This window comes from Micromonospora sp. NBC_01655, from assembly GCF_026339755.1.
In the GTDB taxonomy this organism is placed as follows: Bacteria; Actinomycetota; Actinomycetes; order Mycobacteriales; family Micromonosporaceae; genus Micromonospora.
Window position 1 is genome coordinate 4106332 of record NZ_JAPEQF010000001.1, and the last position, 20184, is coordinate 4126515.

The window sequence follows — 20184 nt, forward strand, 5'->3', positions numbered from 1 at the left end:
CCGCGCCGCCATACTTGACCACGTGCTCTGGGGTGTCGACGGTCCGCGCTTCCTGCTGGACTACACGCTGGCGGTCACCGCCGCGCTGCTCGCCGCGCTGACGGTGCGGTCACTGACCGGCCGGCGCACCCGGGGCGACGAGCCCGGCCTGATCGAGCTGGCGTACCTGACCGACCGGGCCGCGCTGGCCTGCCAGGTCGCCGCCGCCGGCCTGCGCCGCGCCGGGGCGGTCCGGCCGGCGGAACTGTCCACCATGGTCGCGGTCGCTGCGGCCCCGGCCCGGTCGGCGCCCCTGGCCCGGGCGGTGCACACCGCCGTGCGCCAGCCCCAGACCTGGGCGGCCGTGCTCGCCGACCCCGGCGTCAACCGGGCACTGCGCCGGCTGGTCACCGGCCTGCTACGCGACGGCTGGCTGCTCACCCGATGGCAGCGCCGACGCGTCGCCCTCGGCGCGGTGCCGCTGTTCGCCGTGGCCGCCGTCGGGATCGTCCGGCTGGTGGAGAGCGCCGTGCAGCACCGCGACGCCGGCGGGCCCGCGTCCGTCGTCGGCCTGCTGCTGGCCTGCGGTGCCACCCTGCTCGGCGGGTGGCGGCTGTGCGAGGTGCCCGAGGCCGGGGCCGCCGCCCGCCGGCTGCTGCGCCGGGCCCGCCGCAGTCACGCCGACCTGGACCCGCAGCACCGACCGGCGTGGAACGAACGCGGCACCGACGAACTGCTCACGGCGATGGCCCTGTACGGGCCGCGTCCGCTGCTCGCCGTCGACCCGCGCTTCGCCGACCTGGTCGGGGTGGACGACGAGCGCCCCCGCCCGCCGACACCCCGGCAGCTCGCCCGCCGCGAACGGCGCGGCGCCCTCGGCCGGTAGCCCGACACGCGGGCCGAACGGCAGGTCAGCCGACGGCAGCGCCGAACCACCTGGGTAGCTGGTTGAGCAGATCCTGCTGGTCCTCACCGACCCACGCCACGTGGCCGTCGGGCCGCAGCAGCGCCGCGGGCACGTCCAGTTCCTCGCTGCCGTCGACGACGTGGTCGACCCGATCTGCCCAGCCCGCCACTGAGATCCGGCCGGTCTGGTCGAGCAGCAGCCCGCGACCGCCGTGCATCAGCTCGTAGAGACGGCGCCCCCGCTTCAGCCCCACGTCCCGCATCCGCCGGCCGAGCAGTTCATGCCCCGCGCCGAAGTCGTAGCGGACCCCGATCGCAATGATCTTCTCGATCAGGTACCGGTTCACGTCCTCGAAGTCCATCAGCTCCGACAGCAGCCGGCGCACCGACCGGGGACCCGGCTCGGGGGACAGCAGGTGCATCTGCGCGCGGGTGTTGTCCAGCACGTCGGCGGCCACCGGGTGCCGTTCGGTGTGGTAGCTGTTTAGCAGCCCTTCCGGTGCCCAGCCGTTGACCTCGGCGGCCAGTTTCCAGCCGAGGTTGAACGCGTCCTGGATGCCGAGGTTGAGCCCCTGCCCGCCGGTCGGCGGGTGGATGTGCGCCGCGTCGCCGGCCAGCAGCACGCGGCCGGTCCGGTAGCGCTCGGCCTGCCGGGTGGCATCGCCGAAGCGGGAGAGCCAGCGCGGTGAGTGCACGCCGAAGTCGGTGCCGGCGAACACCCGTAGCTGTTGCCTGAACTCATCGAGGGTCGGCGGGACCGAGCGGTCCTCGGCCACCCCCTCGGCGGGCACGACGACGCGGTACACCCCGTTCCCGAAGGGCCCGACGCCGAACCGCTTCTGGGTCTCGCGGACTTCGGCCACCACGGCGGCCAGCGTCTCCGGCGGCACGCCCACCTCCATCTCGCCCAGCAGCGTGTCGACCCTGGTGGGCTCGCCGGGGAAGCCGACGCCGAGCAGCTTGCGCACCGTGCTGCGGCCACCGTCGCAGCCGACGAGGAAGCGCGAGCGCAGCCGCGTGCCGTCGGCCAGCTCGACAGTCACCCCGTGGTCGTCCTGGCTCAGCCCGACCAGTTCGCAGCCGCGCCGGATCTCGGCGCCGACTTCGGTGGCGCGCCCGGCCAGCAGGCGATCGGTGATGGTCTGCGGGATGCCGAGGACGTACGGATGTGCGGTGTCCAGCCGGTCCGGCGACGGCTTGGTGAGGGCGGCGAAGAAGCCACCGACCGGGTGTTGCTGGCCGAGCGCGAGGAACCGCCGCAGCAGACCGCGCTGGTCCATCACCTCGACGCTGCGCGCGTGCAGGCCGAGCGCGCGGACATGGCGGGGCGGCTGCAACTCCTTCTCCAGCACGAGGGTGTGCACGCCGTGCAGCCGCAACTCGCTGGCCAGCATCAGGCCCGTCGGTCCGCCGCCGGCAACGATCACGTCGATCATGAAGACCCCCCATCCGACAAGGCCGCAGCTCGGCCAGTCCCCCGCCCAGTCCGGCGGCGGTGCACCCGTACCTGCACGCCGAGTGCCACGACCGCACCGCGACTCCCACCGACCGTTCGACGTCCCGCGAGACCCCTACGTCGACAAGAGCACACGTACTTCGCGAATCCCTGATTTCCGCAGGTTCTGCTTCGGCTGGAGATTCTGCGGGACGACCCGGGTCTTGCCGCAAGGCCCCCGGTGCGCTATACGTTGGAGGTGGCCAGGAGTGGGTAGCCTCCTTGCCCTTTCCTTTGTCGTCCGCTGTGGACGGACAAGCTTCCCCGAAGCGTCGGCGTCCCGCCCCTGCGCTGGACGACCAAAACCAATCTCAGCGCCGACCACGTTCCATTGATCCCCGGGGCCGTGCAGGAGGCCGCCCGGTGCGGCAGAGTGACGCCGTTGCCTCAGGGCGATGGAGGACGGTGTTCGTGGAGGGTCCGACGGGGGTGGTGTTTCCGAAGACCGACGCGGGACGCAGTACGTCGGTGCTCGGGCGGGCGGTCGTGGCCGACGCCCTGCGTGCCGTCGATCCGGTCGGCGCGCGCTCGGCGGAACACGAGACGAACTGGCGGCACGGATACCTCGGGCACTTCCGGCGGCTCGTCGAGGCGGGGCTGCTCTCACGCGACGCCGCGGTGACGATCGCCCGCGACGGGCTCGCCTCGCTGCATCGCCGGATGGCCGTGCTCCGCGCCGACGGCACCGAGATCGGCCTCGGCGACGTGTTCGCCACCTCCACCGATGTCGAGCCGCTGCGGACGGCGACGGTCACCGGCACCGGTGCGGTCGAGCGCGAGCTGTCGCTGCCGTACCGGGGCCGACGGCTGCGCGGCGACGACCTGCGCCGCCGGCTCGACGCGTGGGTCACCGCCGGCGTCGTCGAGCCGTCCTGCGCCGACGCGGTACGTGCCGTCATGGCCAACCCGGACTGGCTCGACCTGCACGACCAGCGCATCGTGGTGCTCGGCGCGGGCGCGGAGATGGGCCCGCTGCCGTCCGTGCTGCGCTGGGGCGGCGACGTCGTCGCGGTCGACCTGCCACGCCCGGAGATCTGGCGGCGTCTGCTGCACACGACGCGCCGCTCCGGGGGTCGGCTCCACCTGCCCGTCCCGGCCGGCACCGGCGCCGACGACGGCGCGTTGGCCGCCCGCGCCGGCGCCGACCTGCTGCACCACCTTCCGCAGGTGGCCGACTGGCTGCTCGGTGTCGACGGCCGGCTCGTCCTGGGCAACTACGTCTACGCCGACGGCGCGACCAACGTCCGGGTCGCCACAGCGGTCGACGCGCTCACTGTCCGGTTGCAGGACCGCCGCGACGACGTGGCGCTGGCGTTCCTGGCCACCCCCACCGACGTGTTCGCCGTTACCGGTGACGCGGTACAGCACGCCGAACGGGGCTACGCGGCACGCGGCATCGTCCGCCGGTCGCTGCGGGTGGCCTCCGGCGGCAGGCTTCTGCACCGCCAGCGGGACGACGTCGCCGGGGAGGTCGCCGCCATCCTTGGCCATGTCGGCGAGCTGGTCGTAGAGCGAGAGGGTCGCTCGGCCCTCCGGGTGGCCGGGTACTGGCCGGGCTCCTTCGCCTCGCCGGTGTCGCTGAGGAGGCCAAGGCGGCCAGCACGATCGACCGGGCCTTGGCCGCCATTGCGGTCGCCCACCGATCCGCCGGCCCGGGCCGTTCTGTGTACCTACCGGCGGGACAGCGCCGACGCGGGCCGGAAAGCACGCAAGGCCAGGCGACCGGTGCGGGCGGCCGACGTGCCCCGTCATTCCTGGTCGCCGCCGCCACCTCCGGCATCTGACCGGCCGCAGAACCCCTAGTAGTAAGGAGAAGCTCAAGACTGCCGGTCCTGCGTGCTCGTCAGGAAGGCCAGGGAACTTCGTAGTACGTGGTCCCCGAGGAGATGGTGACGAGAAACTCGCGCCTTTCCAGCAGGCCACTCCGCAGCGTGTAAAAGTCAACGGGGTGGGCCTCAACGAAGACAGTCGGCCAGGTGAGGTCCGGGACCGGTTGATCGTTCAACGGGATGTTGTCCTGCGACCACCCGACCTGGACCGTCCAGCCGTGCCCAGGTACGAGGTAGCTCAGGCCCGGCAGGGGCAGCAGCAACCCGTCATCGGTCTTGCCGTTCGCCGCGTAGTACCTCTCGACATCCTCGATGGCCGAGGTGGTGACCGGCATCAGTCCGGCAGCCTTGGCGCCCTTGTCAACCTCGCGCAGTACATCCAGAAGGTCACCGCCGGCCCCGAAGTACCTGATCTCGCTGAGACCGCAACTGAGGCGGTAGTCGTCGTGCGGCCACAGGCCATTGGTGGCTCCGGCATGGCAGACGTCCCGCGTTGACGTTGCGGCGGGCCTGAGCGGCGACGCCCGGGCCACGGCGGAGAGCACGATGCCGATCTGCTCTGCGCTCGAAGCGCTTGCCTGCCGGGCTGCGGCCGATTGCGCTTCCCTGCTGGTTTCCTCCCGCGTGGGTGCGTCCGACCCGCAGGCTGCCTGCGTGAGCAGCAGAAGTGCAGCCGTTGCCAACTTGACCGGGCGACGAGGAGTCATGGTTACGAGGATGGTGGCCAGCCGCCACCCGGAGGATGAGTTGCCGTACTCGTCTCGCCGCGAGCAGCGAGCAACGAGCAGCGAGCCAAGCCCGACCACCTCGTAGATCAGGCGCCCGAGACGCTCGGCCGCGCTGCTGGTCCTCGAACGAGACAAGAGAGGCTCTTAGCTCCTCGCTCGTCTCTCGCTCTGGCTCGCCGTGAGCAGGCGCTCGGTCAGGTCAAGCCACGCCGGCCAGCAGTGGACGTGGCGATCGTCACCGAAGTAACCGAGCTCTGCTAGCCGGACGTACTAACCAGTCCGCGTCGCCAGCACGGCCTACCAGGACGTCACCCGGGTCCGGCTCACTCAAGCAGCCGCCGCCACAGCTTCACTGGATCGGGCCGCAGATAGTCGGGCCAACGACCCCAACTTCAGCGGGAAGTCTCAGATCCACTGGGACAGGACAAGCCGGCAGCAGACCTCCTGACGCCATCCGCCTCGATGGCCGCACATAACTGTCATTATGGTGCAGTGCCTTTTTGCCTGTTTTGCCCAGCTTGATTATCGGATTGCTGTTACCGGTAATACGATAATCAGGGTGGGTTGTCGGAGGGGTGCGGGCTGGCACGGTCCGGGGGACGACGCAGACGGGTGGGGCGTACGTCCGGGTGGCGACCGACGCGATGCTCTGCGCGCTCGGGCCGCACACCGGGCGGGAGTCGCCGCGCTGGACCGGCTGTTCCCCGACGCCCCGCCGGGTCCGCCGGCGCAGGTGCTGCTGTGGATGACCGGCCGGGCGGAGTTCGGGAGCCGACCCCGCCGCACCTCGTGGACGTGGCAAGCCGCGCTGCCCTGACCCGCTGGAGTCAAATCGGTGTTCCGGCCGGCGCGGTATGGCGATCATGGGACTGGAACTGACCCGCGACCCAGGAGGAGCCGCCCGCCATGCCTGTGCCCGCCGACCCGACCGTGCTCCATCCGATGCCTGATCAGCCACGGGTGGTGCTGCTCAGGCCGCTGGTGAAGTCCCCGCTGATCGAGGTCGGGGAGTACTCCTACTACGACGACCCGCACGACCCGACCGCGTTCGAGACGCGCAACGTGCTCTACCACTACGGGCCGGAGAAGCTCGTCATCGGCAGGTTCTGTGCACTGGGCACGGGAGTGCGGTTCATCATGAACGGCGCCAACCACCGCATGGACGGCCCGTCGACCTTCCCCTTCCCCACCATGGGCGGCTCGTGGTCGAAACACTTCGACCTGCTCGCCGGCCTGCCGAATCGTGGCGACACCGTCGTGGGCAACGACGTCTGGTTCGGCTACGACGCGATGGTGATGCCTGGCGTACGGATCGGACACGGCGCGATCATCGGCTCCGGCGCCGTGGTCACCACGGACGTGCCCGACTACGGGATCGTCGGCGGCAACCCGGCCCGGCTCATCCGCACCCGCTACACCGACCGGGACGTTGCCCGGCTGCTGGCAGTGGCCTGGTGGGACTGGCCGGCGGAACACATCACCGAGCACCTGCGGACGATCATGTCGGGCAGCATCGCCGAACTCGAAGCCGCCGTCCCGGGCTAGAGTCTCGGGCATGTACTTCCATCAGATCTACGGCTGACCCGGACGGGGCGATGCCCCGCTTCCGTCCCGCACACCCGTGCGCCGTCACGACAGGGCACACCTGTCGGGCAGTTGGCGCACCGGCTTGCCGTGTCCTCTTCGCCTTAGACCTGAAACGAGTCCGCCATGTCCCGTCGCCGTGCCCACATCGCGATGGTCGGTATCCCCGCCGTCAGTCACGTCCTGCCCAGCCTCGAGGTCATCCGCGAGCTGGTGGCCCGCGGCCACCGGGTGACCTACGCCAACGACCCGGCGGTGGCCGACCTGATCGCCGCCACCGGCGCCCAACTCGTCCCCTGCACCTCCACGCTGCCGGTCGACGACAACAACTGGCCCGACGACCCCATCGCCGCGATGGGCCTCTTCCTCGACGACGCCATCCAGGCCCTCCCGCAGTTGCGCGCCGCCTACGACCACGACCGCGCGGACCTCTACCTGTACGACATCGGCGCCTACGCCGCACGTGCCCTCGCCGAGACGCAGAACAGTCCCGTCATGCAGTTGTCCCCGACCTTCGTGGCGTGGAGGAGCTACGACCAGGACGTCGCGGCACACCTGTGGCAACTGCCGGGCGCCGACGCGTACCGGGCGAAGTTCGCGCAGTGGCTCGCGGAGTGCGGGGCGTCCACCACGGACGTGGACGCCTTCTCCGGCCGCCCCGCGCGAGCCCTGGCCCTGATCCCCCGGGCGATGCAACCACACGCCGACCAGGTCGACACCGATGCGGTGACGTTCGTCGGCCGCTGTCCCGGCCCGAGTGGGGGTAACGACGTCTGGATCCGTCCCGCCGATGCCGAGCACGTGCTTCTGGTCTCCCTGGGCTCGGCGTACACCCGCCAGCCGGAGTTCTACCGCCAGTGCCTGGCCGCCTACGGCAACCTGCCGGGCTGGCACGTCGTACTCCAGATCGGCAGGCACACCGACCCTCGGGAACTCGGCGACATCCCGCCCAACGTGGAGGTGCGTTCCTGGGTACCTCAGTTGGCGGTTCTGGAACAGGCCGACGCATTCGTCACCCATGCGGGGATGGGCGGCAGCAGTGAGGGGCTATTCAACGGTGTTCCGATGATCGCCGTTCCGCAGGCCGCCGAACAGTTCAGCAACGCCGACCGGCTCGTCGAGCTGGGCGTGGCCCGCCGCATCGACACCTCGCAGGCCACCGCGGTGACGCTGCGGACCGCCCTGAGCGAACTTGTCGCCGACGCGGAGGTCAGCCGCTGTCTGGCGCTGCTCCGTGCTGCCGCGCGGGCCGAGGGTGGCAGCACTCGGGCCGCCGACCTCATCGAGGACATGCTGGGCTCACCGCCCCCGGCCGTGACGAATTCGTCACTGTCTGGCTCGTGACCTTGGGATGGTCGCTGTCCCCCACGTCGGAATCCAGACTTCGGTGTCGGGTGCCTCCGCTCGTCTGGAGTCGAGGTGGTCACGAAGTTTGGTGAGCGCGGGATGCGGGTTGTCGTCGCGCCAGATCAGTGACATGGGGTAGATCGGTGCCGGGTCACGTACCGGTATGCGCCGCAGGTCGTAGCTGTCCGGCCACAGGTATCGCGTGCGTTCGCCGGCCAACGTCGCCAGTTCCGAGGAGTCGGCGATCTCGGCCAGCAGTGCCTCGTTCCCGAAGACCGGCCCGACCCGGTCGATGGTGAGGCGGAACGCGGCGGCGAGTTCGTCGTAGTAGTCGGCCCACTCGGTACCGGGGGCCATGCCGGGCATCCAGATGCGGTGTTCGGCGAGTTGTGCGGGCGTGACGGCGCGGGCGTTGGCGAGCGCATGGCGTGGCCCAACGAGGACCTCGTGGTGCTCGTCGATCACGCGGGCGGTCCTGATCGCGCCTGGCAGTCGACGCGCGGGGACGGTGACGGCGTGGAAGGTGGCGTCGACCGCCCCCGCCTCGACGGCGGCGGTCGCGGCATGGACGTCGGCATCGAGGGTCACGACATCCAGCTCGATCCGCGGATGCGCACGGTGGAAGTCCTGTAGCAGCACCGCTGGCGCGGTCCGTCGGCTGTGGACGTCCACGCGGAGGGCGCGCCGACCGGGGCGCACGGAAGCGTCGGCGCGCGCTTCGACCCGGAGCAGTTCCCGGGCGTGGGGCAGGAATGCCTGGCCGTCGATCGTGAGTTGGGCGCCGCGAGCCGTGCGGGTGAACAGCCGTACCTCCAAGTCCCTCTCCAGCGCGGCGATGCGCTTGGACACGGCCTGCTGGGTGATCGACAGCGCAGCGGCGGCGTCCTGGAACTGGCCGGCATCCGCGGCGGCGACGAAGGTACGGACGGCGTCGAGATCCACGGAGCAGACCCTACTCTCACAACGTCTGGTTGTGGCTCACCGCTGGCGCGGTTGTTTGGTCCGTCGTCCCAGGCCTTGGTTTGATCGCAGCGGTCAACGGCGAGTTGTTCGATGCGGGAGTGTGGCGCTTGGCTGCGAGACGATCCCTGGGGCGGCAGTTCGGATGGCTGTGGGCGGCGTACGCGGTCAGCGCCTACGGTTCTGGGCTGGGGTTCGGTGCCCTGCCGCTGATCGCCGTGCTGGTGCTGCATGCCAGCCCCGCCCAGGTGTCCGCCTTGTCCGCGGTGGGGCCGGCAGTGGGCACGCTGATCGCCTTGCCGCTCGGGCCGTGGGTGGAGTTTCATCGCAAGCGGCCGGTGATGATCGCGATGGACCTGGCCCGGTTCGCGGTCATGCTGACAATCCCCATCGCGTACGCCCTCGGCCGGCTCAGTTTCGTGCAGTTGCTGGTCGTCTCGGCCGTGGTCGCCGCAGCCAAGATCGCCTTCAACGCGGCCAGCGGCGCCTACCTCAGGGACCTCGTCCGGCCGGATGACCTGCTCGTGGCCAACGCGAGGTTCGAGTCGACGACGTGGAGCTCCGTCGCGGTCGGGCCGCCGCTGGGCGGGGCGGCGGTCGGCCTGTTCGGGCCGGTCGCCACCGTGGTGGCCGACGCGCTCAGTTACCTGTTCTCCGCGCTGGGCATCACGGCGATCCGTGGCCGAGACGAACACCCTCAGCGAACCGGCAAGCGCCGGCTCGGGGCCGGTGAGTTGCTCGACGGCTGGCGGCACCTGCTGAGCCATCCCGGCCTGCGGGCGCTCTATCTCAACCAGCTGCTCGTCGGCGGACTGATCATGGCCACCGAGCCACTGTTGGCCGTGCTCCTGCTCGGCGAGCTGGGCTTCCCACCCTGGCAGTACGGCCTCGCCTTCGCCGCACCCTGCCTCGGCGGACTCATTGGTTCACGCCTGGCCCCTCGTGTCGTGGCCCGGTACGGCCAACACCGCATCCTCCGTACCGTCGGCACGTTGCGAGCGATCTGGCTGATCGGCCTCGCCTTCGTTCAACCCGGCGCCGCCGGCCTCGCGACGGTGATCGCGGTCGAGCTCGCGATCATCATCAGCATGAGCCTGTACAACCCGGTGCTCGCGACCTATCGACTTGAGTACACCCCCAGAGACCGCATCGCCCGTACTCTGTCGGCCTGGTCGATCAGCAGCAGCGCGGCCATCGCCATCCTCAGTGCGCTCGGCGGACTGCTCGCCGCAGCCACCAGCCCACGCGCGGCTATCACGATCGCGGGACTGCTGATCCTCACCAGCCCGCTGCTGCTACCCCGCCGCCGGCGTCCCGGAGTTGTACCAGACCGTGAGCTGGCAACAGCGTGTGCCCAACCGCAGGCAGCGGTTCCCGTGAAGTCAAGTAAGGGGGCCACCAACAGCTGACAGACGCAAAGTCACGCGACGACAACACGAACTGCCCCCGAGCCCGCACGTGAGAGACCGCGGCCGAGCCGCCGATACAGAGAGGCACAATTCATGACTGTCACCGCACTTGATCCCACAAACGACAAGCACGCTCATCCCGGACCGGCCTGTGCCACGCCGCATCGGCGCAAGCGCGAACCCTCCCCTGCCCCGCATGACGTCGTAGCCGGGCGCTGACGTTGCGACCCTCGCCCGCGCGGTGGCCGGGGGGCGCCGGAGGCGAAGCGGGAGTGGCCCATCAGTTGCGATCCTCGCCAGCCGTGAGGGCCGGGCACAGCGTCCGAGAAGCCTTCGTGTAGCCCGGACCACACCTCGCGCTGCGCTCCTCGCCCGGCGCGACGACGCGATCCCGCACGTCATCGCGCACCACGTCGATGTCCCAGCAACGGGCGACCGGCCACCGGCGATGCCGGCTTCTCCTACGCCCCGCACCCATCGCGGCATGACCGGATACCGCCGTCGAGCGCGGCGGGCAGCCCTGAACGCCTAGTACTCCAGCCGGGGATCGTGATCACGGCTGGGCGAGGGCGTGCCGCTGCGTATTGGCTGTCATGGGCGAGGCTTGGTGACAGCGCCGACCGTGTATTCAGAGAAGATTTCGCCGAGGACGCGTTGCGCGTTCGCGAATTCTTCTGCGTCCTCGGGATCTTCGAAGGTGTAGGAGCAGGTGGCGAGGGTTTTCCAGAGGGCCCAGCCACGTCCGCGCGCCCACGTCGCATCATCCACCGACAGCCGCTGGCGGAATGCCTGCCGGCCGTCAGCGGTCAGCAACGTCCAGGCGATCGCCAGATCGCAGGCTGGGTCACCGACGCCGCATGTCCCGAAGTCAATGACGGCCGCCAACTGGCCGTCAGCAAGTAGAAGGTTTCCCTGGGCGATGTCCCCATGGAACCAGCGGTCTACACCGTCCCAGCAGGCGTCGAGTGCCCTCGCCCAGATCTCGCGCACCAGTTCGGCATCGACGTGGCCGTCCAACTCCGTGAGCGCACGCTCAACTTTCTTGTCGTAGGTGCGCAGGGTGCCGCCTCGGAACCAGTTGTGGACACCCGGCTGCGGACCGCCAGCGGCGTCGACGCTCTGCAAGGCCGCTAGGAACTCGGCGAGGTCGATCGCGAATCGCACCGGGTCGGCGATGCGGTCCACGCTCGCAGGCTCGCCGTCGAGCCACCGGTAGATCGACCACGGATAGGGGTAGCCCGCATCTGGCTTGCCTTTCGCCACCGGGGCCGGGATGGGCAGCGGCAACCGGGCGGCGAGGGCCGGGAGCCACCGATGTTCCTTGTCGACCGCCAAGGCGTACTCGGTAGCGCTGGGCAGACGTACCAGCCTTTCGGGGCCGAGGTGGAAGGTCCAGTTGTCCCAGCCGCCGTTGGCTACCGGCTCGATCGGGAGGTCGGCCAGGTGCGCGAACTGGTCGGCGATGAGCCGACGGACCTGTTCCGCGTCGACGGTGATGCGCTGCGGCAGGGGACCGAGATCCGGAATATCACTCACTGAGCCGTCCTCGTTGACCATCGAAGTCGAGCGCGATCTGGTGCGCGAGCGAAAGCAGCCACCATCGGTCATGGACGGTTGTATGGACTGACCATGACGCAGCGGTGGCTGCCGGATACAGGGTAGACGTCCAGCGATGGCGGGTACGAGTACGGCGGCACGCCCGCCTGGCACTACGCCGACGACGACGGGCTGAGCAAGACGAACCGTAAGACCTGGAGCCAGTTCCGCGGCTACGCCTCGGTGAAGACCCAGGTCGGCGACGTGCCGGGCGCGCAGACGCTCAGCGAGACCCGTTACCTGCGCGGCATGCACGGCGACCGGCTCGCCCCGTCCGGCGGCACACGGCAGGTCACCGTGCCCGCCTCACTCGGCGGCGAAGTCGTGAACGACGAAGACCAGTTCGCGGGAATGGTTCGCGAACAAATCCTCTACAACGGCACCGAGGCCAAGCCGGTGTCCAAGACCGTCAACGTGCCCTGGATGTCCCTGCCGACCGCCTCGCGGACCGTCAACGGCGACACGGTGACGGCGCGGTTCACCGGCACCAAAGTCGGCTACACCGCGTGGCACTCGGTATCGACGGCGCCCGCGGCTGGCGGACGTCGCGCAACGAGACCTGGCTTTCCGACACGTACGGCACCGTCGAACGTCAGCAGGACGACGGCGACGTCGACAGGACCGGCGACGAAAAATGCATCACCAACATCTTCCACCGCAACATCGGCGTCAACCTGATCCGGGCGGTAAAGCAGACAACCACCACGGCCCTGAACTGCGGCACGCCCCCGACCAGCGCCGAGCAGGTCATCTCTGACGTCCAGAACTTCTTCGACGGGGCCACCAGCGTCGACACCGCACCGGTCCGCGGGGCGGTGACCAGGGTCGACGCCCTGCGTGACTGGTCGCCGGCCGGTGGCACGGTCTGGCAGACGACCAAGCAGAACACGTTCGACGCGTTCGGCCGGGTGCTCACTGCCACCGACGTCAAGGGCAACACCACACAGACCGCCTACTCGCCGGCTAGCGGCGGCCCCGTGACGCTGGAGACGACCACCGGACCCGCGCCGTTCAGCTGGGTCGCCATCAAGCAGAAGGAGCCGTACTGGGGCGGGACCACCCGGGTGACCGACCAGAACGACCGGGGTCACCGAGACCGCCTACGACGCGCTGGGCCGCGCCTGGCGGGTGTGGAACCCCGGCTGGTCATACACCGGGCACGAGGCGTCCCCGTCGGTGGAGTACACCTACTCGTTCGCGGCGAACCGCGACGCCTATCCGTACACCCGGACGCGAAGCCTGCACGCGGCGGGCGGCTACCGCACCTCGTACCAGATCCTCGACTCGCTGCTGCGAGAGCGGCAAACGCAGACAAATGGCGTCGGCGGGGGCACGGTGGTGACCGACACCATCTACGACAAGCTAGGCCGGGCTGCGACCACCTACGCGGCTCACGCCGAACCGGGCGACCCCTCCGGCGCACTGTGGTGGGAACCTGAGCGGTCCGTTCCGACGATAACCAGAGCCCTGTTCGACAACCCTCGGCCGACTCCGTGTTGACGGGAGTGCGCGCGGAAGCCGTTACTCGCCTGCATGCAGGCGCTATGCCCGTGGTCGCCGTCGCTGGTGCCGCAGCCAGTGCGAGCACCGAGTTGGGCGTACTGACGGTCCCGTCCCTCCAGCACGAGAAGTCGTTGCTATATATATCGCGGTGCGATATATATTGTGCATGGAAATCAGCGAGCAGGCGTTCCTGATCCTCTCCGCCCTCGCCGACCAACCCCGTCACGGCTACGCCCTGGTGACAGAGGTCGACGAGATGACCGACGGCAGGATCCGGTTACGCGCTGGCACCCTCTACGGGGCCCTCGACCGCCTCGTCACCCAAGGGCTCATCGCCCCCGACCACGACGAGGTGGAGAAGGGCCGGCTACGCCGTTTTTACAAGCTAACCGACACGGGGGCAGACGCCATCCGCGCTGAGAGCCGGCGGATGGCCAACGCGGTCCGGCTCGCCGAGGAGCGCCTCAACAAGCGTGCCGCCCGCAACGCCCCGCGCCTTGGGACCAGCGGATGAACCCGGGCATGAGCCCCCTGGAGCGACGATATCGACGGCTGCTGCGCCTACTGCCAGCCACGCACCGCAACGCCCGCGGCGAGGAACTGCTCGGACTGCTGCTGGACCTCGACCACGGCCGCCGACACCCGAGTCGGCACGAGGCACTGAACATCATCGCCCTGGCGATCCGGCTGCGACTCACGACGCCCGTCACCACCGCGGCCCTCACCACCGGACTCAGTGCCCTGCTCGTCGCCGCCAGCACCCAGCCCGCCGGTCAGACCCTGGACCTGTTCACCGGCGCCGTCCTCGCCACCGACATGCCGGCCATCATCGCTAGCTGGCCGCAGATGGTCGTTCTCGGCCTGCTGCCCCTCGCACCGCTGATCGCCTGGCTGTGCGGCGCGACCCGGACCGCCCTCACCCTGCAAGCAATATTCTTGGTGGTCAACGTCGGTTGGTTCGTCATCGACGTGCTCAGCGGTTCCGGCATGGGAATCAACCCCGGCCAACAACTCTTCGCGTACGCCCCACCGGTCCTGACCCTCGTCCTGCTCGCGATCGCCGGCCGCGAGCGGTGGACCGCGCCCCGGCCGCGCCTGTTCTGGTGGGCCCTCGTCCCACTCGGGATCCTCGCCTGGAAAGGCACCGGAGAATGGGGACGTCACGGCGTCTACGTTCCCGACGCCGTGCCGACGGTCCTCGGGATCCTCACCGCCGCCATCGCCGCTGTCGGAGCCGCCTTCGCAGTCCGCCGCCACCGGCCCGCCGTCATCCTCGGCGTCGGACTCACCGGCTTCATCGCCGGATGGCTCATCCCTGACCCGCTGCTCTCCAACACGACGATGCAGCACTTCGACGGTCAGCCGCTACCACTGGCAATCCTCATCACGGTGATCGCTGCCACCATGACTGGCATCAATCACCTCGCCCGTCGCCACAAGCCCGAGGTGCGGTCGCTACCACCCGATGAACCCGTGATGCGCGTCGGCGAGTGAGCGCAGGACGGGCCATGATCCCCTGCGCCGCTGGTGACATCCACGGAGCCCTCGACCGGCTCCTCGAAGACGTCCCTGCCTTCGAGGAGTCGTTCGGCGCTGCGCGGCGAGCGCGAGAGGACACCGCGCTGCCGGTGAGCTGGCGGCGATGGACTTCTGTGATTCAGCGCGCGCGGCGGTAGTGCATGGCCACCGCGCCGTTGCGGAGCGGCTCCGCCGAGAGCAGCTCGAGCCGGCGTGCGCCGGGCAGCCCGCCCTGGTACAGCGTCGGGCCGTGGCCGGCGATCCTGGGATGGACGAGCAGCTGGTACTCGTCGATCAGGTCTAGCCGGTCGAGCTCGGTCGCGAGCTTGCCGCTTCCGAGGAGGACCCCGGCCGGGGTCGCGTCCTTGAGCTTCTGCACGCTCTCGCGCAGATCGCCGGCGATGTGGTGGCTGTTGGTCCACGGGAAGTCGTTACGCGTCGACGACACCACGTACTTGGGTTTGGCCTCCAGCTTGACCGCCCACTCGCGCATGGCCGGCGGCGCCTCCTGGTCGCCGCGTGCGACGGCTGGCCAGTAGCTCTCCATCATCTCGTAGGTGACGCGACCCCACAGCATTGCCCCGCACTCGTCCAAAAAACGGGTGAAACGGGCGTGCGTCTCATCGTCGGCGATCCCCTCCTGGTGGTCGACACAACCGTCCAGGGTGAGGTTGAGGCTAAAGGTGAGGAGACCCATAGCCGGCGAGTCTAGCGCCACGACACGGCGTCGCGGCCTATTGCGGGCGTCGCGTCAGCGAGCTCGAGATACACGCGCCTCGCCTCGTTGAAGTCGTCGGTCTGAACGAGCCTGCGGGACTGCTGCACCGGTAGGTGACAGGTGAAGTCACGCGGTGTCACCGATGCTTGACCGCGTCCGATCGGTCGAAGCCGCCCGGCTACATCCGCTCAAGCCCGGCCCACCAACAAGGCACACCGATGCGACCACGTCGTCACAGCACGCCTGACAACTATCTCTACTAGACAGTCTTGCCCACAAACGACAAGCACACTCATCCCGGACCGACTGGTGCCGCGCCGCATCGGCGCAAGGGCGAAGCCGCCCCTCTGCCGCACCCACTGACGTCGTAGCCGGGCGCTGACCCTTGCGATTCGCGCCCCGCATGGTGACCGGGCACAGGGCGGCGACGGAGGCAAAGCGGGGGGGGTGTCCCTATGGGTTTCGTCAAGCGGTGACGGGTGTCGCGGGGCGTGGCTGGTAGGGGATCTTGTCGCGGAGCATGGCGTGGAGGACGTCGCAGCGGCGTCGGGCGAGGCAGATGAGGGCGGCGTTGTGGCGTTTGCCTTCGCCGCGTTTGCGGTCGTAGTAGGCGCGGCTGGTGGGGTCGGCCAGGGCGGCGAACGCGGCGAGGAAGAACGCGCGTTTGAGGTTTTTGTTGCCGCCTCGGGGTGGGTGTTCGCCGCGGATACTGGTGCCTGATCGTCGGGTCACGGGTGCCAGACCGGCGTAGGCGGCGAGGTGTCCTGGGGTGGGGAAGGCGGTGCCGTCGCCGACTTCGAGCAGGATCCGGGCTGCGGTCCTGACGCCGATGCCGGGCATCGAGGTCAGGACCGGGGCGAGAGGGTGCGCATCGAGCATCCTCTCGACCTCGTTGGCGACCTGGTCACGCTGGCGGAGGACGTCGCGGAGGCTGTCGGCCAGGCGGGGCAGGATCGTCTCGGCCGCGTTCGTGCCGGGGACGGTGACGGTCTGCTCGTCGAGGGCGGTCATGATCTGCTCGACGAGCCGGTCGCCCATGCGAGGTGCGCCGGCGGTGGCGATCGAGGTCAGTTTCCGGCGGCCGGCTTTGCGGAGCCCGACGGGTCCGCCGCAGCGTGACAGCAGTTCCAGCACGGCCTTGTGGTGCACCTTCGGGCCCCGGACCCGTTCGAGGGCGGGGTGGATCTGGGTGAGTAGTCCACGGATCCGGTTCGATACGCGGGTGGCCTCACCGGCGAGGTCGTCGTCGAAGCCGACGAGGACCTCCAACTCGGCCAGGGTCTCATCACCGGTGTCGACCCGCCGCAGTGTGTGCGGCAGGGTGCGGGCGGCGTCAGCGATGACGTAGGCGTCGCGGGCGTCGGTCTTCGCGCTACCGGGGTGCAGGTCGGCGATACGACGCATCGCCAGACCGGGCAGGTACGCCACCTGATGCCCTGCCGCCCGCGCGACCGCGACGGGCAGGGCGCCGATCGAGGCGGGCTGGTCGACCACCACCAGCACCGGGCCGTGGCGGGCAAGCTTGTCGAACAGTTGCCGCAGGCGAGTCTCGGTGTTCGGCAGCGCCGCGTCGTGCAGCCGTCTGCCGTCCGGGGCCAAACCCACCGCGTGATGACCTTCCTTGCCGACGTCCAAGCCGAGGAAGACGCCGTATCCGTCGTGCACCACACCCGCCTCCACGTAGTGTTCGTGGCCCCGGCCGCTGGTCCAGGCGTCGGACTGCCGGCAGCCACGTTACGAAAAGACCTACCCCAGTGCGGGTGGCCGTGTCCCTATCAGCGGTCCGCCGACGCCACCCGACCCGGCGACAACACCCCCCGGATCATCCAAACGACAGGGGCAGGAAGTCATACCGGGCCGGGCGACCGAGGGTCCCCGGCTGGGGACGATCAAAAAGGTAACGGGGGGGGGACCATCGGTTGCGATCCTCGCCAGGCGTGAGGGCCGGGCATAGCGTCCGGGAAGCGTTCGTGTAGTCCGGACCGCACCTCGCGCTGCACTCCTCGCCCGACGCGACGACCTAATCCCCCACGTCATCGCGCACCACGTCGATGTTCCAGCAACGGGCGACTGGCCACCGGCGATGCCGGCCCCTCCTATGCCCCGCGCGGATCACCGCATTGGAGTACGCGGCAACCGAAGGCGGCATAGGCGCCGCCGGCACCGAATCAGGTAGGTGATTGAGTCGCTTGCTGCCCATGCAGGGTCACCCGGTGACCGTGTACGACATCGCCGCCAGACTGCCTAACGTCGACCGGTTGCGGCAGCGCTGCAGAGCATTGGCCGTGCCTCAACCCGACCGAGGGTGTCTGGTCCTGGATGAAACGCGGCATCACGAACATCGTCGTCCACGGCGTCGACGGCCTCGCCGCCATCGTCAAACAACGGCTACGCGCCTGCCAGCAGCAGACCGACCTCATCGCCGGATTCCTCGCTCAGACCGGCATGACTGTCGACCCCGAACCACCATGACAACCCAGACGCCAGCCTTTCAACCTCTGTAGCATTGCCGCGGTATGGGACGGCTCTGCTGAAACGAGGCGAAATGCGTTGGCTCCGGCGGTTGCTGGGCGGCGGGCGGGTCCAGCTCGATGCGGAACGACAGCAGGCGTTGCTACAGGACGTCCAGTCCCGGTATGGCGCCCACGCGCAGATCCGGTTTCCCGAGCAGGTCGAGGCGGTCACCGGGATGCTGAACGGCGACGACGGTCTGGTGGTGGCGGCCCGGATCGTGAGCCAGGTCGCCGACGAGGCCCACGCGGACCTACAGGCCCAGGCCCACGAAATACACCGACGGACGGGTCGGCGGCTCCTGGTGCACCGCCAGAACTACCGGCCGCTGTGGATGGAGGCCGGCCCAGCCCTGCGCTGGCCACTGACCGCGTTGCCGTGCGGCTTCCACCCGTACGCGCAGGTGGCCGCCGCCGTCGCGGTAGTCGGCAGCCAGGCGCCCCGGCTCGACCGGGTGACCGACCCGAACCCGCTTGTGACCCGCGTGTTCGAGGTGCTCGACCTCACCACCGCCGGCTGGGAGTACGGCCGAGTACGGATAGACACCAACGCCGCCGCCCTGGCCGATCGACTGATCTCAACCGCCGGGCAGATCCTCGCAGCCATGGACGACCCGCCCCGGCTGCCACCTCCGGTCCGTGTGCTCATGCGCCGCAACAACACCCTCGACGTGCACGATCCGACCGATTCTCGGGCAGTAGGTGGGATCAACCTGGGCGCGAAGATGCGCGAGCACCTGCTGGCCTGAAGACACCGCGGCGATCGCCCAGTTGCCAAGCCTGGTGTGAACGCCTTCGAGGAGACGTCCTCCGGCCGCAGGCGCCGCCATCGCGCGCCCGTCTGGTTGCGAGCGCGTCGATCACCTGCCGGTGATCGCGCCACCGACCGCCGCGACCGGGCGACCAGCGCCCCGTTGACCTTCATGGATGTCGTCGCGGATCGGGCGGCCGGCCGCGACGCCCTTACCGGCCGGGTCATCGGGCTTCCAGTCCTCGTAGCGCTTGCCGGGAAAGACCGGGCAGGCGGCGCCGACGTCCCGGGCCAACCTGCACGTCAACCACGACCCACGTGCACGTGCTGGGTCGTGTCGCCCTGGCGCAGAAGCACGTCGCGGGGGTTCGAAGCGTACGGAGACTCCGGTGTCCTGCAACGGGCAGCGAAGGCGGACCCGCAGCGTTGCCGGGCATGACCCGGCCCCGCATCGTCACCATTCACGACGTCGCCGCGCCGGCCGGGGTCTCGGTGGGGACCGTGTCCAACGGCCCACAGCCACGCGCGGTCGGCCGCAGATGCGGATGTCCGGTCCAGGTGTTCCGGTGCTCAGCCGGCCACGGCTTGGGAGCAGAGGTCACGTGGAGGGACGGCTGGTGATGCCGTCCAAGATGGTGGTCAGGTTGCGATGGAAGTTCTCCTCGGCGTTGAGGTGGGCGCCGTCGATGACGAGCCGGGCGATGGTGGGGTACTTGCCGGTTTCCAATTGACGTGTCAGGTAGGGGCCGAGGCTGGCCTGCCAGGCGCGCTCGTCGGTGCCGGTGGAACGGGCGGTGCGCCGCTCGGTGACCTCTCTGCGCAGCGCTCCGATAATGAAGGCGTTGAGGGTTCCTACGGCCCGCTGCAGGTCGGCGACGTCGCGCACGCCCGGGGCCTGGCTGAGCGCCGCCGCGGTCGATTCACCCACGGCGAGCGCGTTCGGGCCCAAGTGTGGCCTTCCACCGAGCAGGTCGGAAAACCACTCGTGTTCAAGGGCGGCGACCCGGGTCAGGTGGGCGATGGCTAGGACCGTGGCACGCCAATCGGACTGCCGGCCGGCCTCGGCGATCCGGGCATAGACAGCGTCGACCATCAGATCGAGTAGTTCGGATCTGTTGACCACGTAGGCGTAGAGCCGCATCGGACCGACGCCGAGTTCCTTGGCGATCTTACGAACCGACAGTCCATCGAGGCCGTACTCGTCAGCCACCCGGATCGCCGTAGCGGCGATCCTCTCGCGATTCAACGGCACCGGCGCCGCCCGCGTCCGGGGTTCGGGCCGCTCCCAGACGGGCTCCGCTTCACTAAGGTACGGTGTATTCACACGATACAGCGTACGTTAAGGAAGTTG

General features: G+C 69.6%; 17 protein-coding genes and 1 pseudogene. 10 read left to right on the forward strand and 8 right to left on the reverse strand.

The features are described from left to right. The first annotated feature begins 22 nt into the window (after positions 1–22). Positions 23–865, forward strand: a complete 843-nt coding sequence (locus OOK41_RS18930) for a TIGR04222 domain-containing membrane protein (RefSeq protein ID WP_266266136.1) — start codon at positions 23–25, stop codon at positions 863–865. A 25-nt stretch (positions 866–890) separates the two neighbouring features. Here OOK41_RS18930 and rox read toward each other — a convergent pair whose 3' ends face one another. After that, entirely contained in the window at positions 891–2321 is a 1431-nt protein-coding gene (gene rox, locus OOK41_RS18935; RefSeq protein WP_266266137.1) for a rifampin monooxygenase, read from the reverse strand. A 470-nt stretch (positions 2322–2791) separates the two neighbouring features. Here rox and OOK41_RS18940 point away from each other — a divergent pair, with 470 nt between their 5' ends. Further along, positions 2792–4183 (forward strand): hypothetical protein, encoded by a 1392-nt coding sequence (locus tag OOK41_RS18940; RefSeq protein WP_266266138.1) that lies wholly within the window; start codon positions 2792–2794, stop codon positions 4181–4183. A gap of 40 nt (positions 4184–4223) precedes the next feature. Here OOK41_RS18940 and OOK41_RS18945 read toward each other — a convergent pair whose 3' ends face one another. After that, the gene (locus OOK41_RS18945; RefSeq protein ID WP_266266139.1) at positions 4224–5072 is read right to left on the reverse strand and encodes a hypothetical protein; all 849 of its coding nucleotides are present in this window, start codon (positions 5070–5072) and stop codon (positions 4224–4226) included. An 807-nt stretch (positions 5073–5879) separates the two neighbouring features. On the opposite strand from OOK41_RS18945, the gene OOK41_RS18950 reads away from it, so the two are divergent. Further along, positions 5880–6482 (forward strand): CatB-related O-acetyltransferase, encoded by a 603-nt coding sequence (locus OOK41_RS18950; RefSeq protein ID WP_266266140.1) that lies wholly within the window; start codon positions 5880–5882, stop codon positions 6480–6482. A gap of 165 nt (positions 6483–6647) precedes the next feature. Continuing rightward, complete coding sequence (locus OOK41_RS18955; RefSeq protein WP_266266141.1) at positions 6648–7865, forward strand: macrolide family glycosyltransferase; 1218 nt, start codon at positions 6648–6650, stop codon at positions 7863–7865. Here the strand turns inward: OOK41_RS18955 and OOK41_RS18960 are convergent. Continuing rightward, positions 7848–8810 (reverse strand): LysR family transcriptional regulator, encoded by a 963-nt coding sequence (locus OOK41_RS18960; protein WP_266266142.1) that lies wholly within the window; start codon positions 8808–8810, stop codon positions 7848–7850. The genes OOK41_RS18955 and OOK41_RS18960 overlap by 18 nt on opposite strands. 80 nt (positions 8811–8890) lie before the next feature. On the opposite strand from OOK41_RS18960, the gene OOK41_RS18965 reads away from it, so the two are divergent. After that, a complete protein-coding gene (locus tag OOK41_RS18965) occupies positions 8891–10237 on the forward strand; it encodes an MFS transporter (protein ID WP_266266143.1) in 1347 nt (448 codons plus the stop codon). Between the two features lie 591 nt (positions 10238–10828). Here the strand turns inward: OOK41_RS18965 and OOK41_RS18970 are convergent. Further along, positions 10829–11773, reverse strand: coding sequence for an aminoglycoside phosphotransferase family protein (locus tag OOK41_RS18970; RefSeq protein ID WP_266267885.1), 945 nt, complete (start codon positions 11771–11773; stop codon positions 10829–10831). A gap of 144 nt (positions 11774–11917) precedes the next feature. On the opposite strand from OOK41_RS18970, the pseudogene OOK41_RS18975 reads away from it, so the two are divergent. The 3 genes and pseudogenes from OOK41_RS18975 to OOK41_RS18985 all read left to right on the forward strand — a co-directional run. Next, positions 11918–13324 (forward strand): annotated as a pseudogene (locus OOK41_RS18975) (hypothetical protein); the annotation flags it as partial. Positions 13325–13502: 178 nt separating this feature from the next. Further along, positions 13503–13850, forward strand: coding sequence for a PadR family transcriptional regulator (locus OOK41_RS18980; RefSeq protein WP_266266144.1), 348 nt, complete (start codon positions 13503–13505; stop codon positions 13848–13850). Between the two features lie 8 nt (positions 13851–13858). After that, positions 13859–14830 (forward strand): hypothetical protein, encoded by a 972-nt coding sequence (locus OOK41_RS18985; RefSeq protein ID WP_266266145.1) that lies wholly within the window; start codon positions 13859–13861, stop codon positions 14828–14830. A gap of 163 nt (positions 14831–14993) precedes the next feature. Here the strand turns inward: OOK41_RS18985 and OOK41_RS18990 are convergent, their stop codons facing one another. Together OOK41_RS18990 and OOK41_RS18995 are read right to left on the reverse strand one after the other, a co-directional pair. Beyond that, positions 14994–15551: a dihydrofolate reductase family protein gene (locus tag OOK41_RS18990; RefSeq protein WP_117670655.1), complete on the reverse strand. Its 558-nt coding sequence runs from the start codon at positions 15549–15551 to the stop codon at positions 14994–14996. Positions 15552–16037: 486 nt separating this feature from the next. Beyond that, complete coding sequence (locus tag OOK41_RS18995) at positions 16038–17237, reverse strand: IS110 family transposase (RefSeq protein WP_266267887.1); 1200 nt, start codon at positions 17235–17237, stop codon at positions 16038–16040. 654 nt (positions 17238–17891) lie between these two features. Between OOK41_RS18995 and OOK41_RS19000 the strand changes: the two genes are divergently transcribed. Both OOK41_RS19000 and OOK41_RS19005 read left to right on the forward strand, forming a co-directional pair. Next, on the forward strand, positions 17892–18044 hold the full coding sequence (locus OOK41_RS19000) for a hypothetical protein (RefSeq protein ID WP_266266146.1): 153 nt from the start codon (positions 17892–17894) through the stop codon (positions 18042–18044). 73 nt (positions 18045–18117) lie between these two features. After that, complete coding sequence (locus OOK41_RS19005) at positions 18118–18831, forward strand: hypothetical protein (RefSeq protein WP_266266147.1); 714 nt, start codon at positions 18118–18120, stop codon at positions 18829–18831. 111 nt (positions 18832–18942) lie between these two features. Here OOK41_RS19005 and OOK41_RS19010 read toward each other — a convergent pair whose 3' ends face one another. Further along, positions 18943–19140: a hypothetical protein gene (locus OOK41_RS19010; protein WP_266268067.1), complete on the reverse strand. Its 198-nt coding sequence runs from the start codon at positions 19138–19140 to the stop codon at positions 18943–18945. Between the two features lie 291 nt (positions 19141–19431). Next, positions 19432–20157, reverse strand: a complete 726-nt coding sequence (locus OOK41_RS19015) for a TetR/AcrR family transcriptional regulator (protein ID WP_266266148.1) — start codon at positions 20155–20157, stop codon at positions 19432–19434. Positions 20158–20184 lie beyond the last annotated feature (27 nt).